Raw genomic sequence first — 24,614 nt, 5'->3', positions numbered from 1 at the left:
CATTCATGCACGACCAAAGCTACGGACACCATGCAGACTGCTGACATTCGCGGGCGCTGGCTCGACTTCTTCGCCGATCGTGGACACACCGTTGTGCCGTCCGCGTCACTGGTGAGCGACGACCCCACCCTTCTTTTCACCGTGGCCGGCATGGTGCCGTTCGTGCCGTACCTAACCGGGTTGGTTCCGGCGCCGTACCCGCGCGCCACGAGCGTGCAGAAGTGCATTCGCACCAACGACATCGAAGAGGTCGGCAAGACCCCGCGGCACGGCACGTTCTTTCAGATGAACGGCAATTTCAGCTTCGGTGACTACTTCAAGGAGGAAGCCATCGGCTTCGCGTGGGAACTGCTCACCACCCCGGAAAACCAGGGCGGCTACGGCTTTCGCGAGAGCGACCTCTGGGTCACCATCTACCTCAACGACGACGAGGCGTTTCGGTACTGGCGCGCGATCGGCGTGCCGGAGAAACGCATCCAGCGTCTCGGCATGGAATCCAACTACTGGTCCACCGGCCAGCCCGGACCGGCCGGTCCCTGCTCGGAGATCTTCTTCGACCGTGGCCCCGCCTACGGCGCCGACGGCGGCCCGGCCACCGACGACGACCGGTACGTCGAAATCTGGAACCTCGTCTTCATGCAGTACCTGCGCGGCGAAAGCACCGGCAAGAGCGACTTTCAGATTCTCGGCGACCTGCCCAAAAAGAATATCGACACCGGCATGGGCCTCGAACGCGTCGCCTTTCTCAAGCAGGGAGTCGAGAACATGTACGAGATCGACCAGGTGCGCCCGGTGCTCGACCGCGCTGCAGCGCTGTCGGGCCGACGTTACGGCGCCAACCACGACGACGACGTGCGCATGCGCATCGTCGCCGACCATGTGCGCTCCTCGCTCATGCTCATGAGCGATGGTGTCATGCCGTCGAACGAGGGGCGCGGCTACATTCTGCGACGCCTGCTGCGTCGCAGCGTGCGCGCCATGCGCCTGCTGGGCGTCGACAGCGTCAGCCTGCCCGAACTGTTGCCCGCTTCACGCGACGCCATGAGCGCCGCCTACCCTGAAGTGAAAAGCGACTTCGGGCGCATCAGCCAGGCCGCGTTCGCCGAGGAAGAGACCTTCCTGCGCACCCTCGCGAGCGGCAGCGCCGTTCTCGACCTCGCCGTGGCGAAGACCAAGAAGTCCAACAAGACCGAACTGGCCGGCCCGACAGCGTTTCTGCTGCACGACACCTACGGGTTTCCGATCGAGATCACCCTCGAGATAGCCGAAGAAGCCGGCCTGAGTGTGAACCGAGACGCCTTCGACGTTCTCATGACCAAGCAGCGCACCATGGCCAAGGCCGACGCGAAGTCCAAAAAGACGACCCTCGCTGACCTGGGCGTCTACAGTGCCTTCCGCGCCCTCGGCGAGACCGTCTTCACCGGGTACGACGGCCTGCAGAACGAGTCGAGCGTGCTCGGCCTCATCGTTGACGGCGAGTCCGCCACGAGCGCGGTCGCCGGCGAGACGGCCGAGGTCATCCTCGCCGAAACCGCACTGTGGGCTGAATCCGGCGGGCAGGAAGCGGATGCCGGCCTGATCGTGGGTCCCGGCTACGAACTCAAGGTACTCGACGTACAAAAGCCGGTCAAGGGCCTGATCAGCCACAAGGTGCGTGTCCAGTCCGGCGAGGTCGGCGTGGGCGACAGCGCAACGAGCGTGGTCGACGAGAGCTGGCGCCGCGGCGCCCGCCAGGCCCACTCCGGCACCCACGTGCTGCACGCGGCCCTGCGCCAGGTGCTCGGCCCGAACGCCCATCAGTCTGGTTCCTACAATAAGGCCGGGTTCTTTCGCCTCGACTTCTCTTGGAACCAGGCGCTTTCACCGGCGACCCGCGCCGAGATCGAAGAGATCTCCAACAACGCCATCCGCGACAACCTGCCGGTCACCACGCGGGAACTGCCCCTCGCTGAGGCAAAGGCACTCGGCGCGATGGCCCTGTTCGGCGAGAAGTACGGCGATGTCGTGCGCGTCGTCGACATCGGCGGCCCCTGGTCCCGCGAACTCTGCGCCGGCACCCACGTGGGCAGCAGCTCTGAAATCGGCATGATCAACCTGATCAGCGAGGCCTCCGTCGGATCGACCAACCGTCGCGTCGAATCGCTCGTCGGCCTCGAAGCCTTTCGCGACCTCGCCGCCGAACGAGCCCTCGTGTCGCAGATCACCTCGAGTTTGAAAACCCCCCGAGACCAGCTACCCGAGCGCATCAGTGACCTCGTCTCGAGTCTCAAGGCGGCCGAGAAGAAGATCGCCGCGTTCGAAGCCCGGGCCCTGACCGACCGCGTTCCGGCTCTGCTCGCCACGGCCCGCCGCGTCGGCGCCGTCACTGTTGTCGCAGAAGATCTTGGCGTGCTCGGATCCCCGGACGATGTGCGGATGCTGGCCCTTGCGACTCGGGAGCGCCTCGGCGCCGACGCGGTCGTCGTGGCGCTCTCGGCCGTTACCGCCGACAAGCCCGTCGTGATCATCGCGACCAACCAGGCCGCCAGGGACGCCGGGCACCGGGCCGGCGCCCTCGCCAAGACCGTCGCCGGAATTCTCGGCGGCGGCGGCGGCGGCAAGGACGACCTCGCCCAGGGTGGTGGCCCCAATGGTGACGCCATCCCGGCCGCGCTGCAGGCCGTCGTCGCGGCGATCAGCCGCTGACGATGCACTCCAACGGCACCCCCGCTCGGCCCCGGACCGGCAGGTCGGAGGCCGGGGCGGGCGAGGTCACCCCGGTACCCAGCATGCGCTCGGGGGTGCGTGTCGGCGTCGACGTCGGAAAGGTGCGCATCGGCCTGGCCCGCAGCGACAACCACGGCATGCTCGCAACGCCGGTGGAAACCGTCAACCGCGATCAGGCTGGGGTGACTGACCTTGCCCGCATTCGGGCGGTGGTGCTGGAGCTCGCCGCCGTCGAGGTTATCGTGGGTCTGCCGCTGGCCCTGTCGGGAGACACGACAGCGTCGACCGATGATGCGGTCGATTTCGCCGAGCGGCTGGCCCGAACGATTGATGTGTCGGTGCGTCTGGTTGACGAACGACTCTCCACCGTATCGGCGCAGTCGGCGTTGCGGGCATCCGGTCGCTCAGCCAAAACGCAACGGCCAGTTATTGATCAGGTGGCCGCGACTATCATTCTGCAACACGCCCTCGACAGTGAGCGTGCCTCGGGGCGACCGCCAGGTTTGTCCGTCGAACCGACCGAGAGGCCGTAACCGTGCCGAGTTCCACCCCGGAAGAGCCCCTGCCGAGCCGCCGTCAGTTGCGCGCGCAACAGGCCGCCGCGGAACAGGCCGCCGCGGGGCAGGCCGCCGCGGAACAGGCCGCCGCGGTACAGGCCGCTGCGGTACAGGCCGCTGCGGGGCAGGGCACAACGGGGCCGGTCACGGCTGAACCGGCCCGGGCCGCCGGAGCGGCCGCCGCACCGCTGTTGCCACGAAACGCCACCGCGAACATCGTTCCCGCGACCGATGCCACCGCGTTTCTGACGGCGAATCTGACTGCTCACGAGAGCGGTGCCCTCGGCCGCAGCCGGGCCAATCGGCGCTCGCTTCTCGCCGACGAACCCCCGAGGGAGAAGCGGAGTCGGAAGGGCGCTTGGGGCTGCCTGATCGTTTTCGTGGTGCTCGCCGCGCTCGTGGCCGGCGTCGTCTTCTTTCTTCAGGGCCCGATCTCTCAGATCATCGCGGCCACACAGGGACCGGCCGATTTCACCGCCGGGGAAGCGGCCACCGGTGAGGACGTGGTCGTCATGATTCACGACGGTGACGGCGGCTCGGATATCGCCCGCACGCTCGTTGACCAGGGCGTAGTGAAGGGCTTCGATGCGTTCTACAAGATATTGTTGCAGACGGCACCGGAACCGGTGTTCCAGCCCGGCGCCTACCAGCTGAAGACGAAAATGGTCGCGAGCACGGCCCTCGATGCCCTGCTCGATGCAGACACGAGACTGAGCCAGACCGTGGTCGTGCCCGAGGGCACCGCGGCCGTCGATGTGTTGCAGTCGATCTCGGAGGGAACCGACATTCCCCTCGCCGACCTGCAGGCCGCCGCGGCCAACGTTGCCGTGTTTGGACTGCCCCCCGAAGCGACCACGCTCGAGGGTTTTCTCTTTCCCGCCACCTACACGTTCTTGCCGGGAGACACCGCCCAGACAGCCCTGCAAACCATGGTGAACCGGCAATATGATGCCCTCGACTCGGCCGGAGTCGCCGCCGAGGACCGTTGGTCGACCATCGTGTTCGCTTCGTTGATTCAACGCGAGGCCGGCTTGCGCGACGACTACTACAAGGTCTCGCGAGTCTTCCTCAATCGTCTCGACCCTGCCCAGTGGAAGAGTGGCCTACTGCAGTCCGACGCGACCGTCGCCTACGGCACCGGAAATACCCACCTCGTGACCACCACCGACGCCGAACGCGCCGACGCTGGCAACACCTATAACACCTACGTGCATCCCGGCATGGTCGTCGGTCCCCTCTCCAACCCGGGCGACCTCGCGATTGATGCCGCCCTGCACCCGGTCGACGGACCTTGGCTGTTCTTCGTGACCGTCAACCTCGACACCGGTGAGACGGTGTTCTCCGCTACCGTGGCAGAACACGATGCTGCGGTTGTGGTCTGGCAGAACTGGATGAGGGAGCACCCCGAATATGGATAGTCCCACATCGAATCGGCTCGCGGTGCTCGGTTGTCCGATCAAACATTCCCGATCACCGATGCTGCACCGGGCCGCCTACCGGCAGTTGGGCCTGGACTGGTCGTATGACGCCGTCGAGGTGAAATCCGGTTCCTTGGCGATGTTCTTGAGCAGGATCGGGCCGGAATGGCGTGGTTTGTCCCTCACCATGCCGCTCAAGCAGGAGGTGCTGCCATTCATTGACGACTGCGATCGGGTGGCGCAGCTGACTGGATCGGTCAACACGGTGCTGGTGCGCAAGATCAACGGTCGTGGCAGGCTCAGCGGGTACAACACGGATGTTGTGGGTCTGGTGCGCGCACTGGCCGAGAGCGGTGTCACCCGGGCGGCGCACGTGACCCTGCTCGGAGCCGGCGCGACGGCGGCATCCGCTCTGGTGGCGGCGGCCGAACTCGGCACCGAATCTGTCACGGTGCTCGCGCGTGACCCGCAGAAGGCGCAGCCGCTCGCCCTGCTCGGCCGGTCGCTCGGAGTGGTGGTGGACCTGCAGGACTTCAGCGGAGTCACCCGCGTCGACAGCGACATCGTGATCAGCACCCTTCCCGGGGGGACCGTGCTCTCGTCGGTGCTGCCGCTTGAACTGCGGGAACGGGCCGCCCTGTTCGACGTCGCCTATTCACCGTGGCCGAGCGCGGTCGCCACCTCGTGGCAGGCGGCCGGCGGCACCGTGCTGAACGGCCTCGGCATGCTGCTGCACCAGGCGCTCATCCAGGTGCGGGTCTTCGTCACCGACGACCCGTTCGAGCCTTTGCCCGACGAGCCGGCCGTGCTCGCGGCCATGCGCGGCGCGCTGACCCGTGACCCTGTGGAAAGATAGGAAGCATGCTTCGTTGGCTCACTGCCGGAGAATCTCACGGCCCCGAACTCATCGCCATTGTCGAGGGTTTGCCCGCTGGAATCCCGGTCACCCTTGATTTGATCCGTCTCGATTTGGCGCGCCGCAAGCTCGGCTACGGTCGCGGCGCCCGTATGAAATTTGAAGAGGACGAGCTCACCCTCTCGGGTGGTGTGCGTCACGGTCTCACCCTCGGCGGTCCGGTCGCCCTGCGCATCGGCAATTCGGAATGGCCCAAGTGGGTCGACGTGATGAGCGCCGCACCGGTCGACCCGACCACGTTTGCGCGTGGCCGCGGAGCACCCCTGACCCGGCCCCGGCCCGGTCACGCCGACCTGGCCGGCATGCAGAAATATGGCTTCGACGACGCCCGCCCGGTGCTCGAGCGGGCCAGTGCCCGAGAGACCGCTGCGCGGGTGGCGCTCGGCGCTGTGGCCAGGTCCTTTTTGAACGAGCTGGGAATTCAGCTCGTCAGCCACACCATCGCCATCGGCCCGGTGCGCGTGCCGGATGGCACGCCATTGCCCGAGCCTGGGGACGTCGACGCCCTCGACACCGACCTGATGCGCTGTTTCGACGCCGCGACATCCGCTTTGATGGTGGCTGAAGTGGATGCCGCGCACGGGGACGGCGACACCCTCGGTGGCGTCGTCGAGGTGCTCGCCTACAACCTTCCCCCCGGCCTCGGATCGTTCGTGCACTGGGACCGCCGCCTCGATTCGCAGCTCGCCGCTGCCCTCATGGGAATTCAGGCGATCAAGGGCGTCGAAGTTGGCGACGGCTTCGAAACCACCCGTCGCCGCGGCTCGGCCGCCCACGACGAACTCGTGCAGGCGGAAGGCGCGATTCAGCGGGTCACCGACAGAGCCGGCGGCACCGAGGGCGGCATGAGCACCGGCACGGTGCTGCGCGTTCGTGCCGGCATGAAGCCGATCGCCACGATTCCGCGGGCGCTGCGCACGGTTGACGTCGCCACGAGCGAGCCGGCACCGGCGCACCACCAGCGCTCCGACGTCTGTGCGGTTCCGGCTGCCGGTGTCGTCGCCGAAGCCATGGTGGCGCTCGTGCTGGCGAACTCGGTGCTGGAGAAGTTCGGGGGCGACTCGATCGGGGAGACCCGTCGCAACCTCGACTCGTACCTCGCCAACATTCCCGCCAACCTGCGTACCGGCGCGTCGAGCGACGCCTCGCTGTGATTAATAGCCGGCTGAAATGATGCTGACCCTGCATAACTCGCTGCTCCCGATCGTGTTGATCGGTCCGATGGCCGCCGGCAAGACCAAGATCGGGCGCCGGGTGGCCCGCGGCTTGGGCGTGCCCTTCATCGACACCGACAAACGCATCGTCGAGAGCTATGGTCCGATCCCGGAGATCTTCGCTCGCGAGGGCGAGGAGTACTTTCGCATCATCGAGCGCGAAGTCGTGGACTGGTCGCTCGGTGAGCCGGCCATTGTCTCGCTCGGCGGGGGAGCGGTGCTGCACGCCGACACCCAGGCCGATCTCGAAGACGCGACCGTTGTCTACCTGAGCGTGACGACGGCAGCCGTACAGGCGCGCCTCGGCGGCACTAAACGGCCGCTCCTGGCCGGCGGGATCGCCGACTGGGAACGCATCTACAACCTGCGCCGCCCCACCTATGAAGCTCTCGCGACAATTCGCCTGGACACCTCCAACCGACCCATCAGTGGCATTGCCGACGAGATCGTGAATTGGATAAAAGAAAGAAATGATGACTGAGATTAGCGAGATGACTGAGATTACCGAGATGAACGAGATGACCGAAAAGCCCGCAACCACCGTGATCACCGTGACCGGGATCGACAGCTATCCGGTCAGCGTGGGGCGTGGCCTGGTCAGTACCGTTTCCGAGCAATTGGGCGGCGGCGTCAACAAGGTACTCATCGTGCACACCTCCACCGTCGGCGCCCGAGCGGTCGCCCTGCGCGACAATCTGCTGGAGACATACTCCGAGGTGCTGCTCGCCGAGATTCCCGATGCCGAGGCCGCCAAGCGCGTTGAGGTCGCCGCCTTCTGCTGGGGTGTCATGGGGCAATCCGACTTCAGTCGAACCGACGCCGTTATCGGCCTCGGCGGCGGCGCCGTCACCGACCTCGCCGGCTTTGTGGCGGCCACGTGGCTGCGGGGCGTGAAGCTCGTGCAGATTCCCACGAGCGTGCTCGGTATGGTCGACGCGGCCATCGGCGGCAAGAACGGCATCAACACCGCCGAGGGTAAGAACCTCGTCGGCACGTTCTACGCGCCCGCCGCCGTAGTGTGCGACCTCGACCTGCTCGATGCGCTGCCGCGCAACGAGGTTCTCGCCGGTTTCGCTGAAATCGTCAAGGCCGGTTTCATTCAGGTTCCCGAGATTCTCGACATCATCGAAGCGGATGTGGAGAAGGCCACCGACCCGACAACCCCCGAATTTCGTCGGCTCATAGAACTGTCGATCGCAATGAAGGCACGCATCGTGGGGGAGGACTTCAAGGAGGCCGGCCTTCGCGAGATTCTCAACTACGGCCATACTCTGGGCCACGCCGTCGAGCACGCCGAACGTTACGGCTGGCGTCACGGCGCGGCCGTCGCCGTCGGCATGATGTTCGCAGCGGAACTGGCCGCCCTGAGCGGCCGGCTCTCGGTCGAGGTCGTGGACCGGCACCGCAACATCCTCGAATCATTGACCCTGCCGACCAGCTACCCGGTGGGTCGCTGGCCCACCCTGCTCGCCACGATGCAGCGTGATAAGAAGACCCGCAGCGGCATGCTGCGCTTCGTCGTGCTCGACGATGTGGGCAAGCCCACCATCCTCGAGGGCCCGGACGCCTCGTTGCTGTTCAGCGCATACCAAGCCATCGGCCAGTAGCCGCCGGGCTTCGCGCCGAACGGTTGTCCGGCGGGAACGGCCGCGAGGAAGGAATGGGCGCTGGGATGAAACTGCCGCTAGGAAGGAACGGGCGCTGGGGCTGGCGGGTGTGCGGCATCCGCGTCGACCCGGTCGGTGTCGGCCGGCGCGGCGAACGGGGTCATCGTGGTCATGAGCTCCGAGCGGATGAGAAAGCGAACGCCGCGTGGTGCTTCGGCGCTGAATCCACTGCCGCGGCCGGGCACGACGTCGACCGTGAGAAAAGTGTGGCTCCAGTAGTTGAACTGTTCGGCTGACATCCAGAAGTCGAGCGGCTGACTGGGTGCGTCGGCCGGGGCTAGGTCGAACTGGCCCAGGCGCACGTCCTGGTCAGAGGTGATGAACTCGCCGGCCATGAAGAGCATCGGCGAACTGCCGTCGCAGCAGCCACCGGACTGGTGGAACATGAGCGGGCCGTGCTCCGCCCACAGGCTGCGGAGCAGATCGACTGCGACCGGGGTGAGCTCGACCCGGGGAACGGTTTCGCCGGCGATCGTGACCGACGCGGTGATTGTGGGTGTCGACATTGACGGACCTTTCTACGGAGCAGTGGAGTGACAAAAAAGGGCTGCCTACGACGTTACGTCGTTGGCAGCCCCCGTGCCAGACCTGCGGCAGAACTCCCACCCGTCGGGAAGTGCCGCCGGTCAGATCGTGCAGACCGGGCGGTTAGAAGAAGCCCAGTTTGTTCTCGGAGTAGGACACGAGCAGGTTCTTGGTCTGCTGGTAGTGACCGAGCGCGAGCTTGTTGTTCTCGCGGCCGATGCCGGAGCTCTTGTAGCCGCCGAACGCAGCGCCGGCCGGGTAGGCGTGGTAGTTGTTGACCCAGACCCGGCCGGCCTGGATGTCGCGGCCAGCCCGATAGGCGACGTTACCGTTGCGGGACCAGACGCCGGCGCCGAGACCGTAGATGGTGTCGTTGGCGATCGAGATGGCGTCGTCGTAATCGGTGAAGCTGGTCACGGCGAGGACCGGTCCGAAGATCTCCTCCTGAAACAGGCGCATCTTGTTGTGACCCTCAAAAATGGTCGGCTGTACGTAGTAGCCGTCGGTGAGGTCGCCGCCGAGGTCGACACGTTCACCGCCAAGGGCCAGCTTGGCGCCTTCCTTGGTGCCGATGTCGATGTAGGAGAGGATCTTCTCGAGCTGGTCGTTGCTGGCCTGCGCGCCCATCTGGGTGTCGGTGTCGAGAGGGTTACCCTGGATGATCTTTCGGGCGCGGGTGACAGCGTCGCCGAGGAAGCTGTCGTAGATCGGCTTCTGTAGCAGCGCCCGGCTCGGGGCCGTGCACACCTCGCCCTGGTTGAAGGCGAACAGCACGAAGCCTTCCTGGGCCTTGTCGTAGAAGGCGTCCTTCTCCTGTGCGACGTCGCTGAAGAAGATGTTCGGGCTCTTTCCGCCAAGCTCAACGGTTGAGGGAATGATGTTGGCCGAGGCGTACTGCAAAATGAGACGGCCGGTCGTGGTTTCACCGGTGAACGCGATCTTGCGGATGCGGTTGCTCGAGGCGAGCGGCTTACCGGCCTCGAGCCCGAATCCGTTGACGACGTTGACCACCCCGGGGGGGAGGATATCGCCGATGAGTTCCATCAGCACAAGGATGGAGACCGGGGTCTGCTCGGCCGGCTTGAGCACGACCGCGTTGCCGGCGGCAAGGGCCGGGGCGAGCTTCCAGACGGCCATCAGAATGGGGAAGTTCCACGGAATGATCTGGCCGACGACGCCGAGCGGCTCGTGGAACTGGTACGAGACAGTGTCGCCGTCGAGCTGGGCGTGGTCGCCGTCCTGGGCGCGGATCGCCGAAGCGAAGTAGCGGAAGTGGTCGGCGGCGAGGGGAATGTCGGCGTTGATCGTCTCCCGCACGGCCTTGCCGTTGTCCCAGGTTTCGGCCACGGCGAGCATCTCGACGTTGGCGTCGATCAGGTCGGCGATCTTGTTGAGTACCGCCGCGCGTTCGGTGGGGCTGGTCTTGCCCCAGGCCGGTGCGGCCTTGTGGGCGGCGTCGAGGGCCAATTCGATATCTTCAGCGGTTCCACGAGCGACCTCGGCGAACGGCTTGCCGGTTACGGGGGTGATGTCCTCGAAGTACTGGCCCTTGACGGGGGCGACCCATTCGCCACCGATCCAGTTCTCGTACCGAGACTTGAAGGTAACTGTGGAGCCGGGTGTTCCCGGGGCTGCATAGACGGTCATGTCACTCCTATTTCGACGACGGTGTCGGTCCGCGTTCTGCGGTAGCACCAGCGTAGAAAAAGAAAGGTTGCAAAAGGTTGCGAGGCACCATCGGTCGACCTCCGCGCGCAAAACACGCCAGGAACCGACGGACGGATGCCCGGCATCCGTTTTTGAAGAAGCCCCGCGCGTTCTCGCAGGTGGACACGAGCAGGTTCTTGGCCTGCTGGTGGTGGCCGAGCACGAGCGTGTTGTTCTCGCGGCCGATGCCGGAGTTCTTGTAGCCGCCGAACGCAGCGCCGGCCCGATAGGTGTGGTCATTGTCTACCCAGATGCCGCCTGCCTCAACGTCGCGACCGGTAGGGTCCGCGACGTTGCCGTTGCGGGACCGGACGCCGGCCGCGAGAGCAAACTCGGAGTCGTTGCTGTTGGCGTTGGCGTTGGTGTTTGCTCTGGCGACTGCGTTGTCGACTGCTGTGCGACGACCGCGTCCGATGAGGTCGCGTGGCCACGTCAGAACGACGGGCCGCGACTCGTGACTATAACGCTACGAGCGAGCACGTTGCGTCAGCGTTTTGAAGAATTGCGCCGGGCGCCGAGCTCGTCGTCGATGCGCTTCAACCGGGCGACGACCGTGGCGCGTTTGGGGGAGCGGGCCGGGAGCAGTTCGAGGCAGGCGCGCCAGACCTCGGAATCGTAGGTGGCCTCTTCGGATCGCGCATACTCCAGGAGCAGGTCGACGGACGCATCGGTCAGCATCGCCTCGCGCAGTCGCGCACTGACCTCGGTGCGAATATCGATGATTCCGGCAGAGAACGAGTTGGGCAGAACCGACCCACGGTAGGCGGCCAGGGCCACGCGGTGGGCTCCGCGTTCCAGAAATGCCAGCACCCGTTGGGCATCGAGTTCCAGCGGGGACTGCAGTCGATACGGCCGGGAACCGATCGAAACCGGCGGGTTGACCTGCTCCAGGACCTTCCGTAACCGCACCATCTCGGCGCGCAGCGTGTCGACGCCGTTGGCGTGACCGCTGCCGGTCTGGTCGCTGAGCAGAAAGGCCAGCCGGTCGGCGGAGAGCCCTTCCCGGTGCCAGGCGAGCAGCGTGAGAATTTCGGCGTGACGCGGGCTCACATCCACGGCCATCCCGCCGCTTTCGAGGTGTCCGTAGTCGCTGCCCAGCACGCCGAACCCGACCGGTACGACGTTTCGGTTGGGCGCGGGGAGCAGGGCGATGCTCGCGCGGCGCGGGGTGCGGGCATCCCTCTCGGTGGATGCTCCGAGGCGATAACCGTCGAGACGCTGGATGCGCAACTCCGCCTCCATCGCCGCGACGGCGGCTTCGACGAGCGGGAGCGTCTGCGGCGCGACCGCCTGGTCGCCGCCGGTAATGTCGATCACGCCGAGGATCTTGCCGGTGTCCGGGTCGTGAATGGGCACGGCCGTGCAGCTCCACGGATGCGCGAGGGCATTGAAGTGTTCCGCCCGTCGAATCTGAATGCCCCGGTCCAGGGCCAGGGCGGTGCCCGGCGCGCTCGTTCCGACGTGGCCTTCCGACCAGTCGGCACCCTCGACGAACAGCATCTCCTCGACCTGGCGACGCAGCACCCGGTCACCGTCGATCCAGAGCAGCCGACCGGATTCGTCGCCGATGGCGACGAGCAACTCGGCGTCCAGGGCATGGCGAATGAGTAGGTTGTGCACGACGGGCAACACGGCGGCGAGCGGATGCTGGTTACGCAGGTCGCGCAGTTCGGCGTCGGTCAACGCCCGCTCGGGGGCCACGCCCGCCGGGTTAATGCTGAGGGATAGCGAACGCCGCCAGGAATCCTGCACGAGCTTACGCACACCGGTCTGAAAGACCCGGTCGCTGACGGCGGATTCGTGGGCCCGTTCCAGGGCGACCAGGGCCTCGCGGGCGGGGCCGGACGGAACCGACGACGTACTCTTCAAGCCGTGTCCCATCAGCGTCTGCCTCCGATCAGCATTGGTCGGGCGAGGCGGCCGCGGCCCCCTCGGATTTTCATTCTAGGGGTACGGCAGCGTCGCGCGGCTGGAGCGACGAGCATTCACAGCCGCCTGTGCGGCATTTCTCCCGTGACCGTGGACCGGAGATTATCCACAGCCCCGGCTTCTCAGATTTTTCTGTGGATAACCGGTCGCTGCTGCCGCATTCGCTCATGCTGGCCTCATGACAATGACACTGAACATCAAAGATGCCCCGCGTGTGACAACCGTGGAACAGGCCAGGGCCCGGGTTTTCGACCTGGTCGGCCACGCCATTCGCCGGCAGCTCTGGCTCATGCTCCTCGATGCCCACGGGCAACAACTCTCACTGCTGATACCCCTCGATGGCATTCCGCTGCGACCCGAACCCGGTTCGGTGCGGCCCTTCGCTGTGAGAATCAACGATCTCCTGGCCCAGGAGGCTCCGGGCGGCAGCATCATCGTCACGCTGGAGCGGCCGGGGACAGCCGCCCTCACCGCTCCCGATCAGGCCTGGGCCGCCGAACTGGCAGAATCCTTCGGCAAGCTCATGCGCATCACCGGCCTGTTTGTCGCGCACGACGACGGCGTGGTCGTGCTCCGCCCCTGAGCGGCGCAGGCCGTTCGGCGAGGTCCTACGGCCTAGGCTGAGAGGATGAGTACAGTGCTGGTTCTGAACGGTCCGAACCTCGGGCGCCTCGGCAGTCGTGAGCCCGATGTCTATGGGTCGGCGGACCTGGACGACCTGCGCGCGCTGCTCGTCACATGCGCTCGCGACGGCGTGAGCATAGACCTGCGGCAGACCGATGACGAGGCAGAGCTGATCCACTGGCTGTACGAGGCCGTTGACGAGCGGATGCCCGTCATCATGAATCCCGCAGCGTTCACTCACTACAGCTATGCGCTGCGGGACGCTGCGGCCCTCGTCACGAAGGCTGGCCTGGCCTTGATCGAGGTGCACATCTCCAACCCGCACGCCCGCGAGACGTTTCGCCACACGAGTGTGGTGAGCGCAATCGCGACCGGTGTTATTGCCGGCCTCGGCTTCGACTCCTACCGGCTGGCCCTGGACTTCGTCACCGCGCCGTGACCAACCGGCGCGGTCGTGCCTTTGGAGCCTGAGGCTTCGGCACGTAGACTCTTTGAGGTGCCATTTGCACCCGCGCACCTTATCAATTGAATGGAACACCTCTCCCATGGCTTCTACCGCTGATATCAGAAACGGCGTCGTACTCAACATGGATGGCCAGCTTTGGGCCGTCGTCGAGTTTCAGCACGTCAAGCCGGGCAAGGGTGGCGCCTTCGTTCGCACCAAAATGAAGAACGTTGTCTCGGGCAAAACCGTTGATCGCACGTTCAACGCCGGCGCCAAGATCGAGACCGAAAACGTCGATCGCCGCGACTTTCAGTACCTCTACAACGACGGCGACGCCTATGTCTTCATGGACGTCGCTGACTTCGACCAGATCACCGTGTCCGCCGCCGTCGTCGGCGATGCGAGCAACTTCATGCTCGAAAACCAGGCCGTGACCGTGGCACTGCACAACGGCAACCCGCTGTACGTCGAGCTGCCGGCATCCGTCACCCTGGAAATCACCTATACCGAGCCGGGCCTGCAGGGCGACCGTTCCACCGGTGGCACCAAGCCGGCCACCGTGGAGACCGGGTACCAGATTCAGGTTCCGCTGTTCCTGGAGCAGGGCACCAAGGTCAAGGTTGACACCCGCACCGGCGACTATCTCGGTCGCGTCAACGAATGAGTGCACGTACCAAGGCTCGCAAGCGTGCCATCGATATTCTGTACGCGGCCGATGTGCGTCAGATCAGCATTCCGGAGTCGCTCGCGACCGAAGCCGAGCGAGCCGCGAGCGAGCCGGCACGTCTCGCCTCTTGGCTGTACGCGCGTGAAATCGTCGACGGAGTCGTGGACCACCGCGAAGAGATCGACGAACTGATTGAGACCTACTCGCAGGGCTGGTCGCTCGCCCGCATGCCCAACATCGATCGCGCCATACTGCGCATCGGCATCTGGGAGATTCTTTACAACGACGCGGTTCCCCACGCCGTCGCGATCGATGAAGCCGTCGAGGCAGCAAAGATTCTATCAACGGATGACTCGGCCGGCTTTGTCAACGGATTACTCGGCAAGATCTCCCAAACCGCTCCGTCAGCCTGACTCTCCGTCGGCCCGTCAGCCCGTCGGCCCGTCAGCCCGACGAGTGGACCCGGCCCGTGCCGGGCTCGCCTCGAAGTCACCAAAGGACACGCACATGGACAGCACCGGACCCGACGCTCCCCGCGATCAACCGAACCCACCGATGCAGCCTATTCAGTCGCGTCCGTCCGTGCCGGTACCGCCCTTGGGCGGGTCGACCGTGCCATTTGTGACGGCACCCAAGACCAACACCCTGGCCATCGTGTCGTTCGTGTCGTCGTTCTTCATCGGCCTCGTCGGCATCATCACGGGCCACATCGCGCTCGGGCAGATTCGTGCACGTGGTGAAGTGGGCCGTGGTTTCGCCCTGGCCGGTCTCATCATCGGGTACATCGCCACGGCCGTGTTCGCAATTCTGGTCGTGTTCGCTATTGTTTTCGCATCCGCTATCGGAGCGTTTTTTTGGGCGGCAGGGTCGGGCTCGTCCAACTCGGGCTCGTCCAACTCGGGCTCGTCCAACCCGGACTCGTCCAACCCGGACTCGTCCAACTCGGGCTCAGCACCGGAATCGGCGGCGCCGCTGCCGACGGGTGTGCTGGGTGCCGCCAACTTTGATGCTGGCTATCTCGAATTCGGTACCGGCGCGGTCATCGTGGATGAATACGTCGACCCGATGTGCCCGTTTTGTGCCCAGTTCGAGAAGGCCAACGGTGAACTGCTGGCCGCCGGTGTGGAGAGCGGTGTAATCACCCTCCGGGTGCACTCGCTCACCTTTCTCGACCGGCTGTCCCAGGGTACCAATTACTCCAGCCGCGCATCTTCGGCCCTGACCTGCCAGGCCACGCTGAACCCCGATCAGACCCTCGAATTTTTGTCGGCGCTGTTCGGCAATCAGCCGCTTGAAGAAACGGCCGGGCTCAGTAATGGGGAACTCGCCGACCTCTCGACCGGTGCTGTCAGCATCGCCGGCTGCGTCGAAGCCGGGGCCTACCAAGGTTGGTCGCAGCAGAACACCGAGGCTGCGTTGACCGGGCCGATCGACGGAGCCGAGATCCCGGCCGTTTCCGGCACGCCGACCGTGCTCGTTGATGGCACGCTCTACACCGGCAGCCTCACCGACACAGCCGAATTCTCCGCCTTCGTCGCCGCTGTTTTCTAAATCGACCAGGCCGTGATGAGCGGGCCGCGATTGGATTGCGTGGCGGTGACGGCGTGCAGGCGCATCACAATCGAGATATTTCCGGCGGCAGAGACCAGACACACGGCTGGCAGAGCGATGGCTTGGAACAATTCCTGAATCTGCGGTTTGTCTCTGCGCTCGAAACGACAAATGCGGTGACGACGACCGCGATGGTCAGGGTCGGCCAGACCATGCCCGGCAGTACGTTTTGAGTTCCAGTCCCGAGGGGGGCGCCTTCGCACGTCGCTCAGTTTGTCGCTCAGTTCATCGCGCAGGTTGGCGGTATCCGGTTGGTCGTGCACACCGACCTCAACGGCGCGCAAATACTCGCGAGTCAGGGTGTACTCGGCTACGGTTTTCTCCGCAGGACGGCGACCTCACTCCCTGCGCTGGTCAGGTACCCGGCGAGTTCGAGGCGGTGTAGAACCGGGTAGACGGTGACCTCGGCGCGATCGAAGACCTCGTCGCTGCGGGTGCGCGGCTGCTCAATAACGGCGTCGCCATGCGGCGGCCCGTCGGCGAGCACGGAGCAGACGAGCAGGTCGAGGTGGCCTTTGAACGCGTCCCGGTTCGTACTTCGGGACACCACGCCTCCTAACACCAGGGGTCAAGTTCTTTTGGTACGTGTTTAAACGCACGAGCCACCGGCTAAGCTGAACCAAATCAGACATCCTTTAATAATCCGTCCTGTGAGACGGGGAAGGAGGTCGGCATTTGGCGCACATTGTGCTCACTCAGGCTGACGTCACTCGCGCGTTGACTCGAATCTCCCATGAGATCCTGGAGTCCAATCGGGGCCCGGACAACCTCGTAATTCTCGGCATTCCCACCCGCGGCGTTATTCTCGCCCGTCGCGTCGCCGAAATCATCCAACGCATCGAACCGGCGGCCACGGCGGTGCGGGTCGGATCGCTCGACGTCACGCTCTATCGCGACGATCTCGCCCACGGTCGCACCCGCACCCCGACGCGCACCGAGGTGCCCGGCAGTATCAACGGCGCCACGGTCGTGCTTGTTGACGATGTGCTCTACTCGGGCCGCACCATTCGCAGCGCGCTCGACGCACTTGGCGACCACGGGCGCCCCACCATCGTGCGCCTGGCCGTGCTCGTCGATCGCGGTCACCGTGAGCTGCCTATTCGTGCCGATTTCGTCGGCCGCAACCTGCCGACGGCGACCGACGAGCGCATCAACGTTCACCTCGAAGAGATCGACGGCGACGAATTCGTCTCGATCGATGGCGGGAGCAACCGATGAGGCATCTTCTCTCGACCAAGGATCTCAGCCGCGACGAGGCCATCAACGTGCTCGACATTGCCGAGGACATGGCGGATGTCGCCCAGCGCGAGGTCAAGAAGCTTCCGACCCTGCGCGGCAAGACCGTGGTCAACCTGTTCTTCGAGGACTCCACCCGCACCCGCATCTCATTTGAGGCCGCGGCGAAGCGACTCAGCGCCGACGTCATCAACTTCAGCGCGAAGGGGTCGAGCGTGTCGAAGGGTGAAAGCCTGAAAGACACCGCCCAGACGCTCGCCGCGATCGGAGCCGACGGCGTCGTCATCCGCCACCCGGCGTCCGGTGCCCCGGCGGTGCTGGCCGCGAGTGGGTGGATCGACGCCGGCATCATCAATGCCGGCGACGGCACCCACGAGCATCCCACCCAGGCACTGCTCGATGCCTTCACCATCCGCCGCCGTATCCACGGCCACGCCTCCCGGGGCAAGGGCCTCGACGGTGTCAGCGTCACGATCGTGGGCGACGTGCTGCACTCCCGGGTTGCCCGCTCCAACCTGTGGCTGCTCGCCACGCTCGGTGCCGGGGTCACTTTCGTTGCCCCGCCCACCCTGTTGCCGAGTGATACGTCGCTCTGGCCGGCCCGATTCAGCTTCGATCTGGACGGAGCGATCGATGCCGGGCCCGACGTCGTGATGATGCTGCGCATCCAGACCGAACGGATGAGCGCGGCCTTCTTTCCGAGCAGCCGCGAGTATTCCCGGGTCTGGGGGCTCGACGACGCGCGATTCGGTCGGCTCGGTCCGGCTAGCATTGTTATGCACCCCGGCCCGATGAATCGTGGTCTGGAGATCTCTTCGGCGGCGGCCGACTCCGCTAATTCGACCGTGCTCGAACAGGTCACGAACGGTGTCTCCGTGCGGATGGCCGCACTCTATTTGCTCTTATCCGGTGATCGGAAGGAATCAAAGAATGTCGATTGACGGATTAAATCAGCGCTGGCTGATCCGTGACGCGACCCTGCCGGACGGCACGGGCACCGACATCCGTCTCGACGGTGCCCGCATTGTTGAATTGGGCACCGGGCTGTCGCAGAGCGGCGCCAGCGTGATCGACGCGAACGGGCTCGTGGCGCTGCCGGGCCTCGTCGACCTGCACGCCCACCTGCGCGAACCCGGCTACGAGCACAGCGAGACCGTGCTGAGTGGTAGCCGCGCCGCGGCGCGCGGCGGTTTCACGAGCGTGTTTGCCATGGCGAACACCCTGCCCGCGCAGGACACCGCCGGGGTCGTCGAACAGGTGCTCGCCCTCGGCGAGAGCGCCGGCTACGTCGACGTGCAGCCGATCGGCGCGGTGACCGTCGGCCTGGCCGGCAAACAACTCGCCGAACTCGGCGCGATGGCCTCAAGCCGCGCAAAGGTGCGTGTGTTCTCCGATGATGGGTTCTGCGTTTCAGATCCCCTGCTCATGCGGCGCGCCCTCGAGTATGTGAAAGCTTTCGACGGGGTCATCGCGCAGCACTCCCAGGAACCGCGCCTCACCGAAAAAGCCCAGATGAACGAGGGCGCTCTGTCCGGCGAACTCGGACTCGTCGGCTGGCCGGCCGTCGCCGAAGAATCGATCATCGCCCGCGACGTGCTGCTGGCCGAACACGTCGGGTCACGCCTGCACGTCTGCCACGTTTCCACTGCCGGTTCGGTCGACGTGATCCGCTGGGCCAAGGCCCGCGGTATCAACGTGACCGCCGAGGTCACTCCCCACCACCTGCTACTGACCGAAGACCTCGTGCGCGGCTACGACGCTCGCTTCAAGGTGAACCCGCCGCTGCGTAGTCGGGAAGACGTCGAGGCGCTGCGCGCCGGACTCGCCGACGGCACGCTTGACATCGTCGCGACCGACCATGCTCCGCACCCCGCCGAAAGTAAGGACTGCGAGTGGGATGCCGCCGCCAACGGCATGGTCGGGCTGGAATCCGCCCTCTCGGTCGTGCACGCTGCGGTTGTTACGACCGGGCTGCTCGACTGGGCCGATATCGAACGCGTGCTCTCACGCACCCCGGCCCGCATCGGAAGGGTCTCTGGCCAGGGCAATCCGATTTTGGTCGGGTCGCCAGCCGAGCTGACCCTGTACGACCCCGCCGCGACGCGTGTGTTCGGCCGCGCCGATCTCGCCGGGACGAGCACGAATTCGCCGTACCTGTCGATGACGCTGCCGGGCGAGGTGCGGGCAACATTCCACTGCGGGTATGCCACGGTGCTCGATGGCGCAGTGCGGAGCAGTCTCGAAATAACCGGCCACCGAAGCGGAGTCGTCACTCATGGATAGGTCCATTCCCGCCATCATCACGGCGCTGGTACTGCTCGGGATTCTGATTCTGATGTGGCGCAGTTGGCGAAAGCGCAGCCGACGGGATGCCGCGCTCACCGCCGGCTACCCGATTTCGAGCGCCGCCGGAGTCGCGCTCGCCGTGGCGGAGGCCTACTATGTGGCGACCACGCCGCGCGATGCGCCACTCGAGCGGCTCGCGATCCCCGGCCTGGGCTTTCGCGCCCGCGCCGCCCTCACGGTGACCGGGTCCGGCGTGACACTCGACCTCGACGGTAACCAGCCGGTCTTCGTTCCGGCCAGCGCCATCGACGCGGTGGGCGCAGCCCAGGTCGCCATCGACCGGGCGGTCGAAACTGACGGACTCGTGCGCCTGTCCTGGCGTCTGAACTCGTCAGAGGGCACCGGCGCCGCTGACGATACCTGGGACCGCCGCGCCGTCGACAGTTTCTTTCGCATCATCGATCCGAATGATCGTGCTCGCCTCGTCGACTCGATCCGAACCATTGCAGCCACGAATTCCGGTCCGGCCGCCGCTGCGGCCGATCAAGATGAAAGTGAGGCCTGACGTGCCCGACTCGACCGCACCAGACCAGGCAGTACCCGACCGGTCCGTACCAACTCCGGCTGTCGCAATCGCTGCCGTGACGGCCACCTTCTCGGTGACGAACGTTCCCGGCCCGGCCGTGCTCGTGCTCGAAGACGGCCGTCGCTTCGTCGGCCGCAGCTATGGCAGCGAGGGCCAGACGCTCGGTGAGATCGTCTTCGCGACCGGTATGACCGGCTACCAGGAGACCCTGACCGATCCGTCCTATGCCGGTCAGATCGTGCTCATGACCGCCCCGCACATCGGCAACACCGGTATGAACGACGAAGACATGGAGTCGCGGCAAATCTGGGTCGCCGGCTTAATCGTGCGGGAGCCGGCGCGCATTGCCTCGAACTTTCGAGCCACCCGTACCCTGGACGACGAACTCGACGTGCAGGGCATCGTCGGTATCAGAGGCATCGACACCCGGGCGGTCACCCGCCACATCCGTTCGAAGGGCGCCATGAAAAGCGGCGTCTTCTCCGGCGACCCGTTCGGTCTGTCCGACAGTGAACAGCTCGAACGGGTGCTCTCCGGTGCCGCCATGCGCGGCCGCAACCTCTCCCTCGAGGTCTCGACGGTTGAACCCTTCTCGATTGCTGCCCGGGGCGAACGCATCGGCTCCGTCGCGGTACTCGACCTCGGCGTGAAGACCAGTACGCTCACCTACCTCGCGGAACGCGGCTTCGAAGTGCTCGTGCTGCCGCAGTCCGTCACCGCCGAGCACGTACTGTCGCTGAAGCCCTCGGCCCTGTTCTTCTCCAACGGACCCGGCGACCCGGCCGCCTCCGACGCTCACGTCACCCTGCTGCAGGAGGTGCTGCGCGCGGGCATTCCCTACTTCGGTATCTGCTTCGGCAACCAGCTGCTCGGCCGTGCGCTGGGTTTTCGCACCTACAAACTGCCGTTCGGGCACCGGGGCATCAACCAGCCGGTACTCGACAAGACCACCGGCAGGGTCGAGATCACGTCGCAGAACCACGGTTTTGCCGTCGATATGCCCATTCATGGCATTCACGATTCGCGTAGCGGGTTCGGTCGGGTCGAAGTGAGCCACTACAGCCTCAACGACCAGGTGGTCGAAGGCATCCGCTGCCTCGACATCAACGCCTTCTCGGTGCAATACCACCCGGAGGCGGCCGCCGGCCCACACGACGCCAATCACCTTTTCGATCGATTCAGAGACGTTGTGCTGGCGTCACAGAGCGCAGTTGCAGGAGAAACCAAATAATGCCCAAACGCGACGATATCAACAGCGTTCTCGTCATCGGCAGCGGCCCGATCGTCATCGGACAGGCCTGCGAGTTCGACTACTCCGGCACCCAGGCCTGCCGCGTGCTGCGTGAGGAGGGCGTGCGTGTCATCCTGGTCAACTCGAACCCGGCCACCATCATGACCGACCCCGACTTCGCCGATGCAACCTACATCGAACCGATCACGGCTGAAATTCTCGAGACGATCATCCAGAAGGAACGGCCGGATGCGATTCTGCCGACTCTGGGTGGGCAGACCGCCCTCAACGCGGCCATCCAGCTGCACGAGCGCGGAATCCTCGAAAAGTATGACGTTGAGCTGATCGGTGCGAGCTTCGACGCCATCAACAAGGGCGAAGACCGAATGATCTTCAAGCAGCTCGTGCTCGACGCCGGCGCAAACGTGGCCCGCTCGTTCATCGCTCGCACCGTCGAGGAGGCCGTCGGCTACGCCGACGATCTCGGCTACCCGCTCGTCGTGCGCCCCTCCTTCACCATGGGCGGCCTCGGCTCGGGCTTCGCCTACACCGAGGTGGAACTGCGCCGCATCGTGACGGACGGCCTGCACCACAGCCCGACCACCGAGGTGCTTCTGGAGGAGTCGATTCTCGGCTGGAAAGAGTACGAGCTCGAAATGATGCGCGACACAGCCGACAACACCGTCGTCGTCTGCTCGATCGAGAACGTCGACCCGGTCGGCGTGCACACCGGTGACTCGATCACCGTTGCCCCGGCGCTGACCCTGACCGACCGTGAGTTTCAGCACCTGCGCGACATCTCGATTGACATCATCCGCGCCGTCGGCGTCGACACCGGCGGCTGCAACATTCAGTTCGCGATCAACCCCGCCGACGGCCGCGTCATCGTGATCGAGATGAACCCGCGCGTCTCGCGTTCCTCGGCCCTGGCGAGCAAGGCGACCGGCTTTCCGATCGCCAAGATCGCCGCAAAACTCGCCATCGGCTACCGCCTCGACGAGATCCCCAACGACATCACCGGTGTCACCCCCGCGAGCTTCGAGCCCACCCTCGACTATGTCGTCGTCAAGGTTCCGCGCTTCGCCTTCGAAAAGTTCCCGGCCGCCGACCCGCGCCTGAGCACGACCATGAAGTCGGTCGGGGAGGCCATGGCCATCGGCCGCAGTTACGCCTCGGCCCTGCAGAAAGCACTGCGTTCGCTCGAGAAGCGCGGCTCGAGCTTTCACTGGGGCGAAGAAACCCGCACGGTCGACGAACTGCTCGCCGCCGCCGAGATTCCCACCGACGGCCGCATCGTCACCGTTCAGCAGGCCCTGCGCCGCGGCGCGACCATCGACCAGGTCTTCGCTGCCACCAAGATCGACCCGTGGTTCATCGACCAGATCATGCTGATCAACGAGATCGCCGACCAGGTCGCCGCCGCGGACCGTCTCGACCGCGATGTCATGATCCTCGCCAAGGACCACGGCTTCTCCGACGCCCAGATCGGCGAATTGCGCGGCTTCGGCGAAGCGGATGTTCGCACCGTGCGCCACATTCTCGGCGTGCGTCCCGTGTTCAAGACCGTCGACACCTGCGCGGGGGAGTTCCCCGCCCTCACGCCATACCACTACTCCAGCTACGACGACGAGACGGAGGTTGCCCGGAGCGACCGCCGCAAGGTCGTCATTCTCGGCTCCGGACCGAACCGCATCGGGCAGGGCGTCGAATTCGACTACTCCTGCGTGCACGCCTCCTTCGCCCTGTCGGAGGCCGGCTACGAGACCATCATGATCAACTGCAACCCGGAGACGGTCTCCACCGACTACGACACAAGCGACCGGCTCTACTTCGAGCCGCTCACGCTCGAAGATGTGCTCGAGGTCATCTACGCCGAAAGCCAGAGCGGCGAACTCGTCGGCGTGGTCGTACAGCTCGGCGGCCAGACCGCGCTGAGCCTCGCCCGCGGCCTCGAAGCGGCCGGCATTCCTATTCTCGGCACCACCCCCGACGCGATCGACCTCGCGGAGGAACGCGGCCTGTTCTCGAAGATTCTCGACGACGCCGGCCTGCTCGCCCCCCGCAACGGAACGGCGATCGACTTCTCCGGAGCCGTCGTGGTGGCCGAAGAAATCGGCTACCCGGTGCTCGTGCGCCCGAGCTACGTGCTCGGCGGCCGCGGCATGGAGATCGTCTACGACTCCCTGTCGCTCGCCGACTACTTCGCCCGCATGGCCGGGCAGGGCATCATCGGCGCGGGGCATCCTCTCCTGGTGGACCGTTTTCTCGACGACGCGATCGAGATCGACGTCGACGCCATCTACGACGGCCACGAGCTGTACATCGGCGGCGTCATGGAGCACATCGAAGAGGCCGGTATCCACTCCGGCGACTCGAGCTGTACCCTGCCGCCGGTCACCCTCGGCCGCGCCGAGATCGACCGGGTGCGCGAAGCGACTCTCGGCATCGCCCGCGGCATCGGTGTGAGGGGCTTGCTCAATGTGCAGTTCGCGATCGGTGCCGGCGTGCTCTACGTGCTCGAAGCCAACCCGCGCGCCTCGCGCACGGTACCGTTCGTCGCGAAGGCGCTCGGCATCACACTCGCCAAGGCCGCCGCGCTCATTATGGTCGGTACCACCATCGCCGAGCTGAAGGCCGACGGTAAGTTGCCGCTCATCGACGGTTCCCGCGTGCCGATCGAATCGCCGGTTGCCGTGAAGGAAGCCGTGTTGCCGTTCAACCGGTTCCGCACCCCGGACGGCCTTGTCGTCGACTCCATCCTCGGCCCGGAGATGCGCTCCACCGGTGAGGTCATGGGCATCGACCGCGACTTTCCGCGGGCCTTCGCCAAGAGCCAGCTCGCCGCTTACGGCGGAATTCCGCTATCCGGCACCGTCTTCGTGTCGGTCTCCGACCGCGACAAGCGCGCGATCATTTTGCCGATGCTGCGCCTGCAGCAGCTCGGCTACGAGATCACTGCGACCATCGGCACCGCCGAGGTGCTGCAACGCAACGGCATCCGTGCCCGCGTCGTGACCAAGTTCAGCGAGAAAGCGGGCGAGGACGACGTTTCCATCGTCGAGCTCATTCGCCGCGAAGAGATCCAAATCGTCATCAACACCCCCGGTGGCAGCTCGGCCAGGGCCGACGGTTACGAGATTCGCGCGGCCGCGGTGGCCGGCGACCTGCCGCTGTTCACCACGATCGCCGAGCTCAGCGCCGCGGTCGCTTCGATCGACTCAATCCGCGACGGGTTCGAGGTGACCTCGCTCCAGGAGTACGCCATGGAGCGAACGGCCCTGCGGTGACG

The 24,614-nt window shown here is 65.5% G+C and carries 21 protein-coding genes and 2 pseudogenes; 18 read left to right on the top strand and 5 right to left on the bottom strand.

Annotated elements, in window-relative coordinates:
• The first annotated feature begins 30 nt into the window (after positions 1-30).
• From alaS to aroB, 7 genes are all read left to right on the top strand, one after another.
• Positions 31-2,685, top strand: a complete 2,655-nt coding sequence (gene alaS / locus IWX77_RS13715; RefSeq protein ID WP_196845071.1) for an alanine--tRNA ligase — start codon at positions 31-33, stop codon at positions 2,683-2,685.
• Positions 2,686-2,768: 83 nt separating this feature from the next.
• Entirely contained in the window at positions 2,769-3,239 is a 471-nt protein-coding gene (gene ruvX / locus IWX77_RS13710; RefSeq protein WP_196845095.1) for a Holliday junction resolvase RuvX, read from the top strand.
• Between the two features lie 2 nt (positions 3,240-3,241).
• Complete coding sequence (gene mltG, locus IWX77_RS13705; RefSeq protein WP_196845070.1) at positions 3,242-4,681, top strand: endolytic transglycosylase MltG; 1,440 nt, start codon at positions 3,242-3,244, stop codon at positions 4,679-4,681.
• Positions 4,674-5,537: a shikimate dehydrogenase gene (locus tag IWX77_RS13700; protein WP_196845069.1), complete on the top strand. Its 864-nt coding sequence runs from the start codon at positions 4,674-4,676 to the stop codon at positions 5,535-5,537. Before mltG ends, IWX77_RS13700 begins: the two co-directional genes overlap by 8 nt.
• Before the next feature lie 5 nt (positions 5,538-5,542).
• Positions 5,543-6,751: a chorismate synthase gene (gene aroC / locus IWX77_RS13695; protein WP_196845068.1), complete on the top strand. Its 1,209-nt coding sequence runs from the start codon at positions 5,543-5,545 to the stop codon at positions 6,749-6,751.
• A 16-nt stretch (positions 6,752-6,767) separates the two neighbouring features.
• Positions 6,768-7,292: a shikimate kinase gene (locus tag IWX77_RS13690; RefSeq protein WP_297414707.1), complete on the top strand. Its 525-nt coding sequence runs from the start codon at positions 6,768-6,770 to the stop codon at positions 7,290-7,292.
• 10 nt (positions 7,293-7,302) lie between these two features.
• Positions 7,303-8,418: a 3-dehydroquinate synthase gene (aroB, locus tag IWX77_RS13685; RefSeq protein ID WP_442784477.1), complete on the top strand. Its 1,116-nt coding sequence runs from the start codon at positions 7,303-7,305 to the stop codon at positions 8,416-8,418.
• 170 nt (positions 8,419-8,588) lie between these two features.
• Here the strand turns inward: aroB and IWX77_RS13680 are convergent.
• From IWX77_RS13680 to IWX77_RS13665, 4 genes and pseudogenes are all read right to left on the bottom strand, one after another.
• Positions 8,589-8,984 (bottom strand): annotated as a pseudogene (locus IWX77_RS13680) (DUF779 domain-containing protein); the annotation flags it as partial.
• A gap of 142 nt (positions 8,985-9,126) precedes the next feature.
• Positions 9,127-10,650, bottom strand: coding sequence for an acetaldehyde dehydrogenase ExaC (gene exaC, locus IWX77_RS13675; RefSeq protein WP_196845066.1), 1,524 nt, complete (start codon positions 10,648-10,650; stop codon positions 9,127-9,129).
• A gap of 154 nt (positions 10,651-10,804) precedes the next feature.
• Positions 10,805-11,056, bottom strand: a pseudogene (locus tag IWX77_RS17225) (aldehyde dehydrogenase family protein); the annotation flags it as partial.
• Positions 11,057-11,196: 140 nt separating this feature from the next.
• On the bottom strand, positions 11,197-12,591 hold the full coding sequence (locus tag IWX77_RS13665) for a GAF domain-containing protein (protein ID WP_327012218.1): 1,395 nt from the start codon (positions 12,589-12,591) through the stop codon (positions 11,197-11,199).
• A gap of 226 nt (positions 12,592-12,817) precedes the next feature.
• Between IWX77_RS13665 and IWX77_RS13660 the strand changes: the two genes are divergently transcribed.
• The 5 genes from IWX77_RS13660 to IWX77_RS13640 all read left to right on the top strand — a co-directional run bounded on the left by IWX77_RS13660 (position 12,818) and on the right by IWX77_RS13640 (position 15,926).
• Entirely contained in the window at positions 12,818-13,222 is a 405-nt protein-coding gene (locus IWX77_RS13660; RefSeq protein WP_196845065.1) for a hypothetical protein, read from the top strand.
• 45 nt (positions 13,223-13,267) lie between these two features.
• Positions 13,268-13,702 (top strand): type II 3-dehydroquinate dehydratase, encoded by a 435-nt coding sequence (locus IWX77_RS13655; RefSeq protein WP_196845064.1) that lies wholly within the window; start codon positions 13,268-13,270, stop codon positions 13,700-13,702.
• 106 nt (positions 13,703-13,808) lie between these two features.
• Positions 13,809-14,372, top strand: coding sequence for an elongation factor P (gene efp / locus IWX77_RS13650; protein WP_196845063.1), 564 nt, complete (start codon positions 13,809-13,811; stop codon positions 14,370-14,372).
• Positions 14,369-14,788 carry a transcription antitermination factor NusB gene (gene nusB / locus IWX77_RS13645; RefSeq protein WP_196845062.1) on the top strand — a complete coding sequence of 140 codons (420 nt, stop codon included), beginning with the start codon at positions 14,369-14,371 and terminating at the stop codon, positions 14,786-14,788. The genes efp and nusB overlap by 4 nt, the downstream gene beginning before the upstream one ends.
• Before the next feature lie 199 nt (positions 14,789-14,987).
• Positions 14,988-15,926, top strand: coding sequence for a thioredoxin domain-containing protein (locus IWX77_RS13640; protein ID WP_196845061.1), 939 nt, complete (start codon positions 14,988-14,990; stop codon positions 15,924-15,926).
• Positions 15,927-16,296: 370 nt separating this feature from the next.
• Here IWX77_RS13640 and IWX77_RS13635 read toward each other — a convergent pair whose 3' ends face one another.
• Positions 16,297-16,533, bottom strand: coding sequence for a PadR family transcriptional regulator (locus IWX77_RS13635; protein WP_196845060.1), 237 nt, complete (start codon positions 16,531-16,533; stop codon positions 16,297-16,299).
• Between the two features lie 128 nt (positions 16,534-16,661).
• Here IWX77_RS13635 and pyrR point away from each other — a divergent pair, with 128 nt between their 5' ends.
• The 6 genes from pyrR to carB all read left to right on the top strand — a co-directional run bounded on the left by pyrR (position 16,662) and on the right by carB (position 24,612).
• Complete coding sequence (gene pyrR / locus IWX77_RS13630) at positions 16,662-17,204, top strand: bifunctional pyr operon transcriptional regulator/uracil phosphoribosyltransferase PyrR (protein ID WP_196845059.1); 543 nt, start codon at positions 16,662-16,664, stop codon at positions 17,202-17,204.
• Positions 17,201-18,163, top strand: a complete 963-nt coding sequence (locus tag IWX77_RS13625; protein WP_196845058.1) for an aspartate carbamoyltransferase catalytic subunit — start codon at positions 17,201-17,203, stop codon at positions 18,161-18,163. Before pyrR ends, IWX77_RS13625 begins: the two co-directional genes overlap by 4 nt.
• Positions 18,153-19,505: a dihydroorotase gene (locus IWX77_RS13620; protein WP_196845057.1), complete on the top strand. Its 1,353-nt coding sequence runs from the start codon at positions 18,153-18,155 to the stop codon at positions 19,503-19,505. Before IWX77_RS13625 ends, IWX77_RS13620 begins: the two co-directional genes overlap by 11 nt.
• Positions 19,498-20,073, top strand: coding sequence for a PH-like domain-containing protein (locus IWX77_RS13615; RefSeq protein WP_196845056.1), 576 nt, complete (start codon positions 19,498-19,500; stop codon positions 20,071-20,073). The genes IWX77_RS13620 and IWX77_RS13615 overlap by 8 nt, the downstream gene beginning before the upstream one ends.
• 118 nt (positions 20,074-20,191) lie before the next feature.
• Positions 20,192-21,325 carry a glutamine-hydrolyzing carbamoyl-phosphate synthase small subunit gene (gene carA, locus IWX77_RS13610; protein WP_442784478.1) on the top strand — a complete coding sequence of 378 codons (1,134 nt, stop codon included), beginning with the start codon at positions 20,192-20,194 and terminating at the stop codon, positions 21,323-21,325.
• Positions 21,325-24,612, top strand: coding sequence for a carbamoyl-phosphate synthase large subunit (gene carB, locus IWX77_RS13605; RefSeq protein WP_196845054.1), 3,288 nt, complete (start codon positions 21,325-21,327; stop codon positions 24,610-24,612). Before carA ends, carB begins: the two co-directional genes overlap by 1 nt.
• Positions 24,613-24,614 lie beyond the last annotated feature (2 nt).

Source organism: Cryobacterium sp. CAN_C2, from assembly GCF_015751745.1.
Taxonomy (GTDB): domain Bacteria; phylum Actinomycetota; class Actinomycetes; order Actinomycetales; family Microbacteriaceae; genus Cryobacterium.
This window is presented reverse-complemented; position numbering and strand designations above follow the sequence as displayed.

Excerpts from the sequence above, each read along its gene's own strand:
- IWX77_RS13700 (WP_196845069.1), top strand. The coding sequence starts at position 4,674 with ATGGATAGTCCCACATCGAATCGGCTCGCGGTGCTCGGTTGTCCGATC.
- aroC (WP_196845068.1), top strand. The coding sequence starts at position 5,543 with ATGCTTCGTTGGCTCACTGCCGGAGAATCTCACGGCCCCGAACTCATC.
- IWX77_RS13615 (WP_196845056.1), top strand. The coding sequence starts at position 19,498 with ATGGATAGGTCCATTCCCGCCATCATCACGGCGCTGGTACTGCTCGGG.
- IWX77_RS13660 (WP_196845065.1), top strand. The coding sequence starts at position 12,818 with ATGACAATGACACTGAACATCAAAGATGCCCCGCGTGTGACAACCGTG.
- nusB (WP_196845062.1), top strand. The coding sequence starts at position 14,369 with ATGAGTGCACGTACCAAGGCTCGCAAGCGTGCCATCGATATTCTGTAC.
- aroB (WP_442784477.1), top strand. The coding sequence starts at position 7,303 with ATGACTGAGATTACCGAGATGAACGAGATGACCGAAAAGCCCGCAACC.
- exaC (WP_196845066.1), bottom strand. The coding sequence starts at position 10,650 with ATGACCGTCTATGCAGCCCCGGGAACACCCGGCTCCACAGTTACCTTC.
- ruvX (WP_196845095.1), top strand. The coding sequence starts at position 2,769 with ATGCGCTCGGGGGTGCGTGTCGGCGTCGACGTCGGAAAGGTGCGCATC.
- IWX77_RS13625 (WP_196845058.1), top strand. The coding sequence starts at position 17,201 with ATGAGGCATCTTCTCTCGACCAAGGATCTCAGCCGCGACGAGGCCATC.
- IWX77_RS13665 (WP_327012218.1), bottom strand. The coding sequence starts at position 12,591 with ATGGGACACGGCTTGAAGAGTACGTCGTCGGTTCCGTCCGGCCCCGCC.
- carB (WP_196845054.1), top strand. The coding sequence starts at position 21,325 with ATGCCCAAACGCGACGATATCAACAGCGTTCTCGTCATCGGCAGCGGC.
- IWX77_RS13620 (WP_196845057.1), top strand. The coding sequence starts at position 18,153 with ATGTCGATTGACGGATTAAATCAGCGCTGGCTGATCCGTGACGCGACC.
- IWX77_RS13655 (WP_196845064.1), top strand. The coding sequence starts at position 13,268 with ATGAGTACAGTGCTGGTTCTGAACGGTCCGAACCTCGGGCGCCTCGGC.
- alaS (WP_196845071.1), top strand. The coding sequence starts at position 31 with ATGCAGACTGCTGACATTCGCGGGCGCTGGCTCGACTTCTTCGCCGAT.
- IWX77_RS13690 (WP_297414707.1), top strand. The coding sequence starts at position 6,768 with ATGATGCTGACCCTGCATAACTCGCTGCTCCCGATCGTGTTGATCGGT.
- efp (WP_196845063.1), top strand. The coding sequence starts at position 13,809 with ATGGCTTCTACCGCTGATATCAGAAACGGCGTCGTACTCAACATGGAT.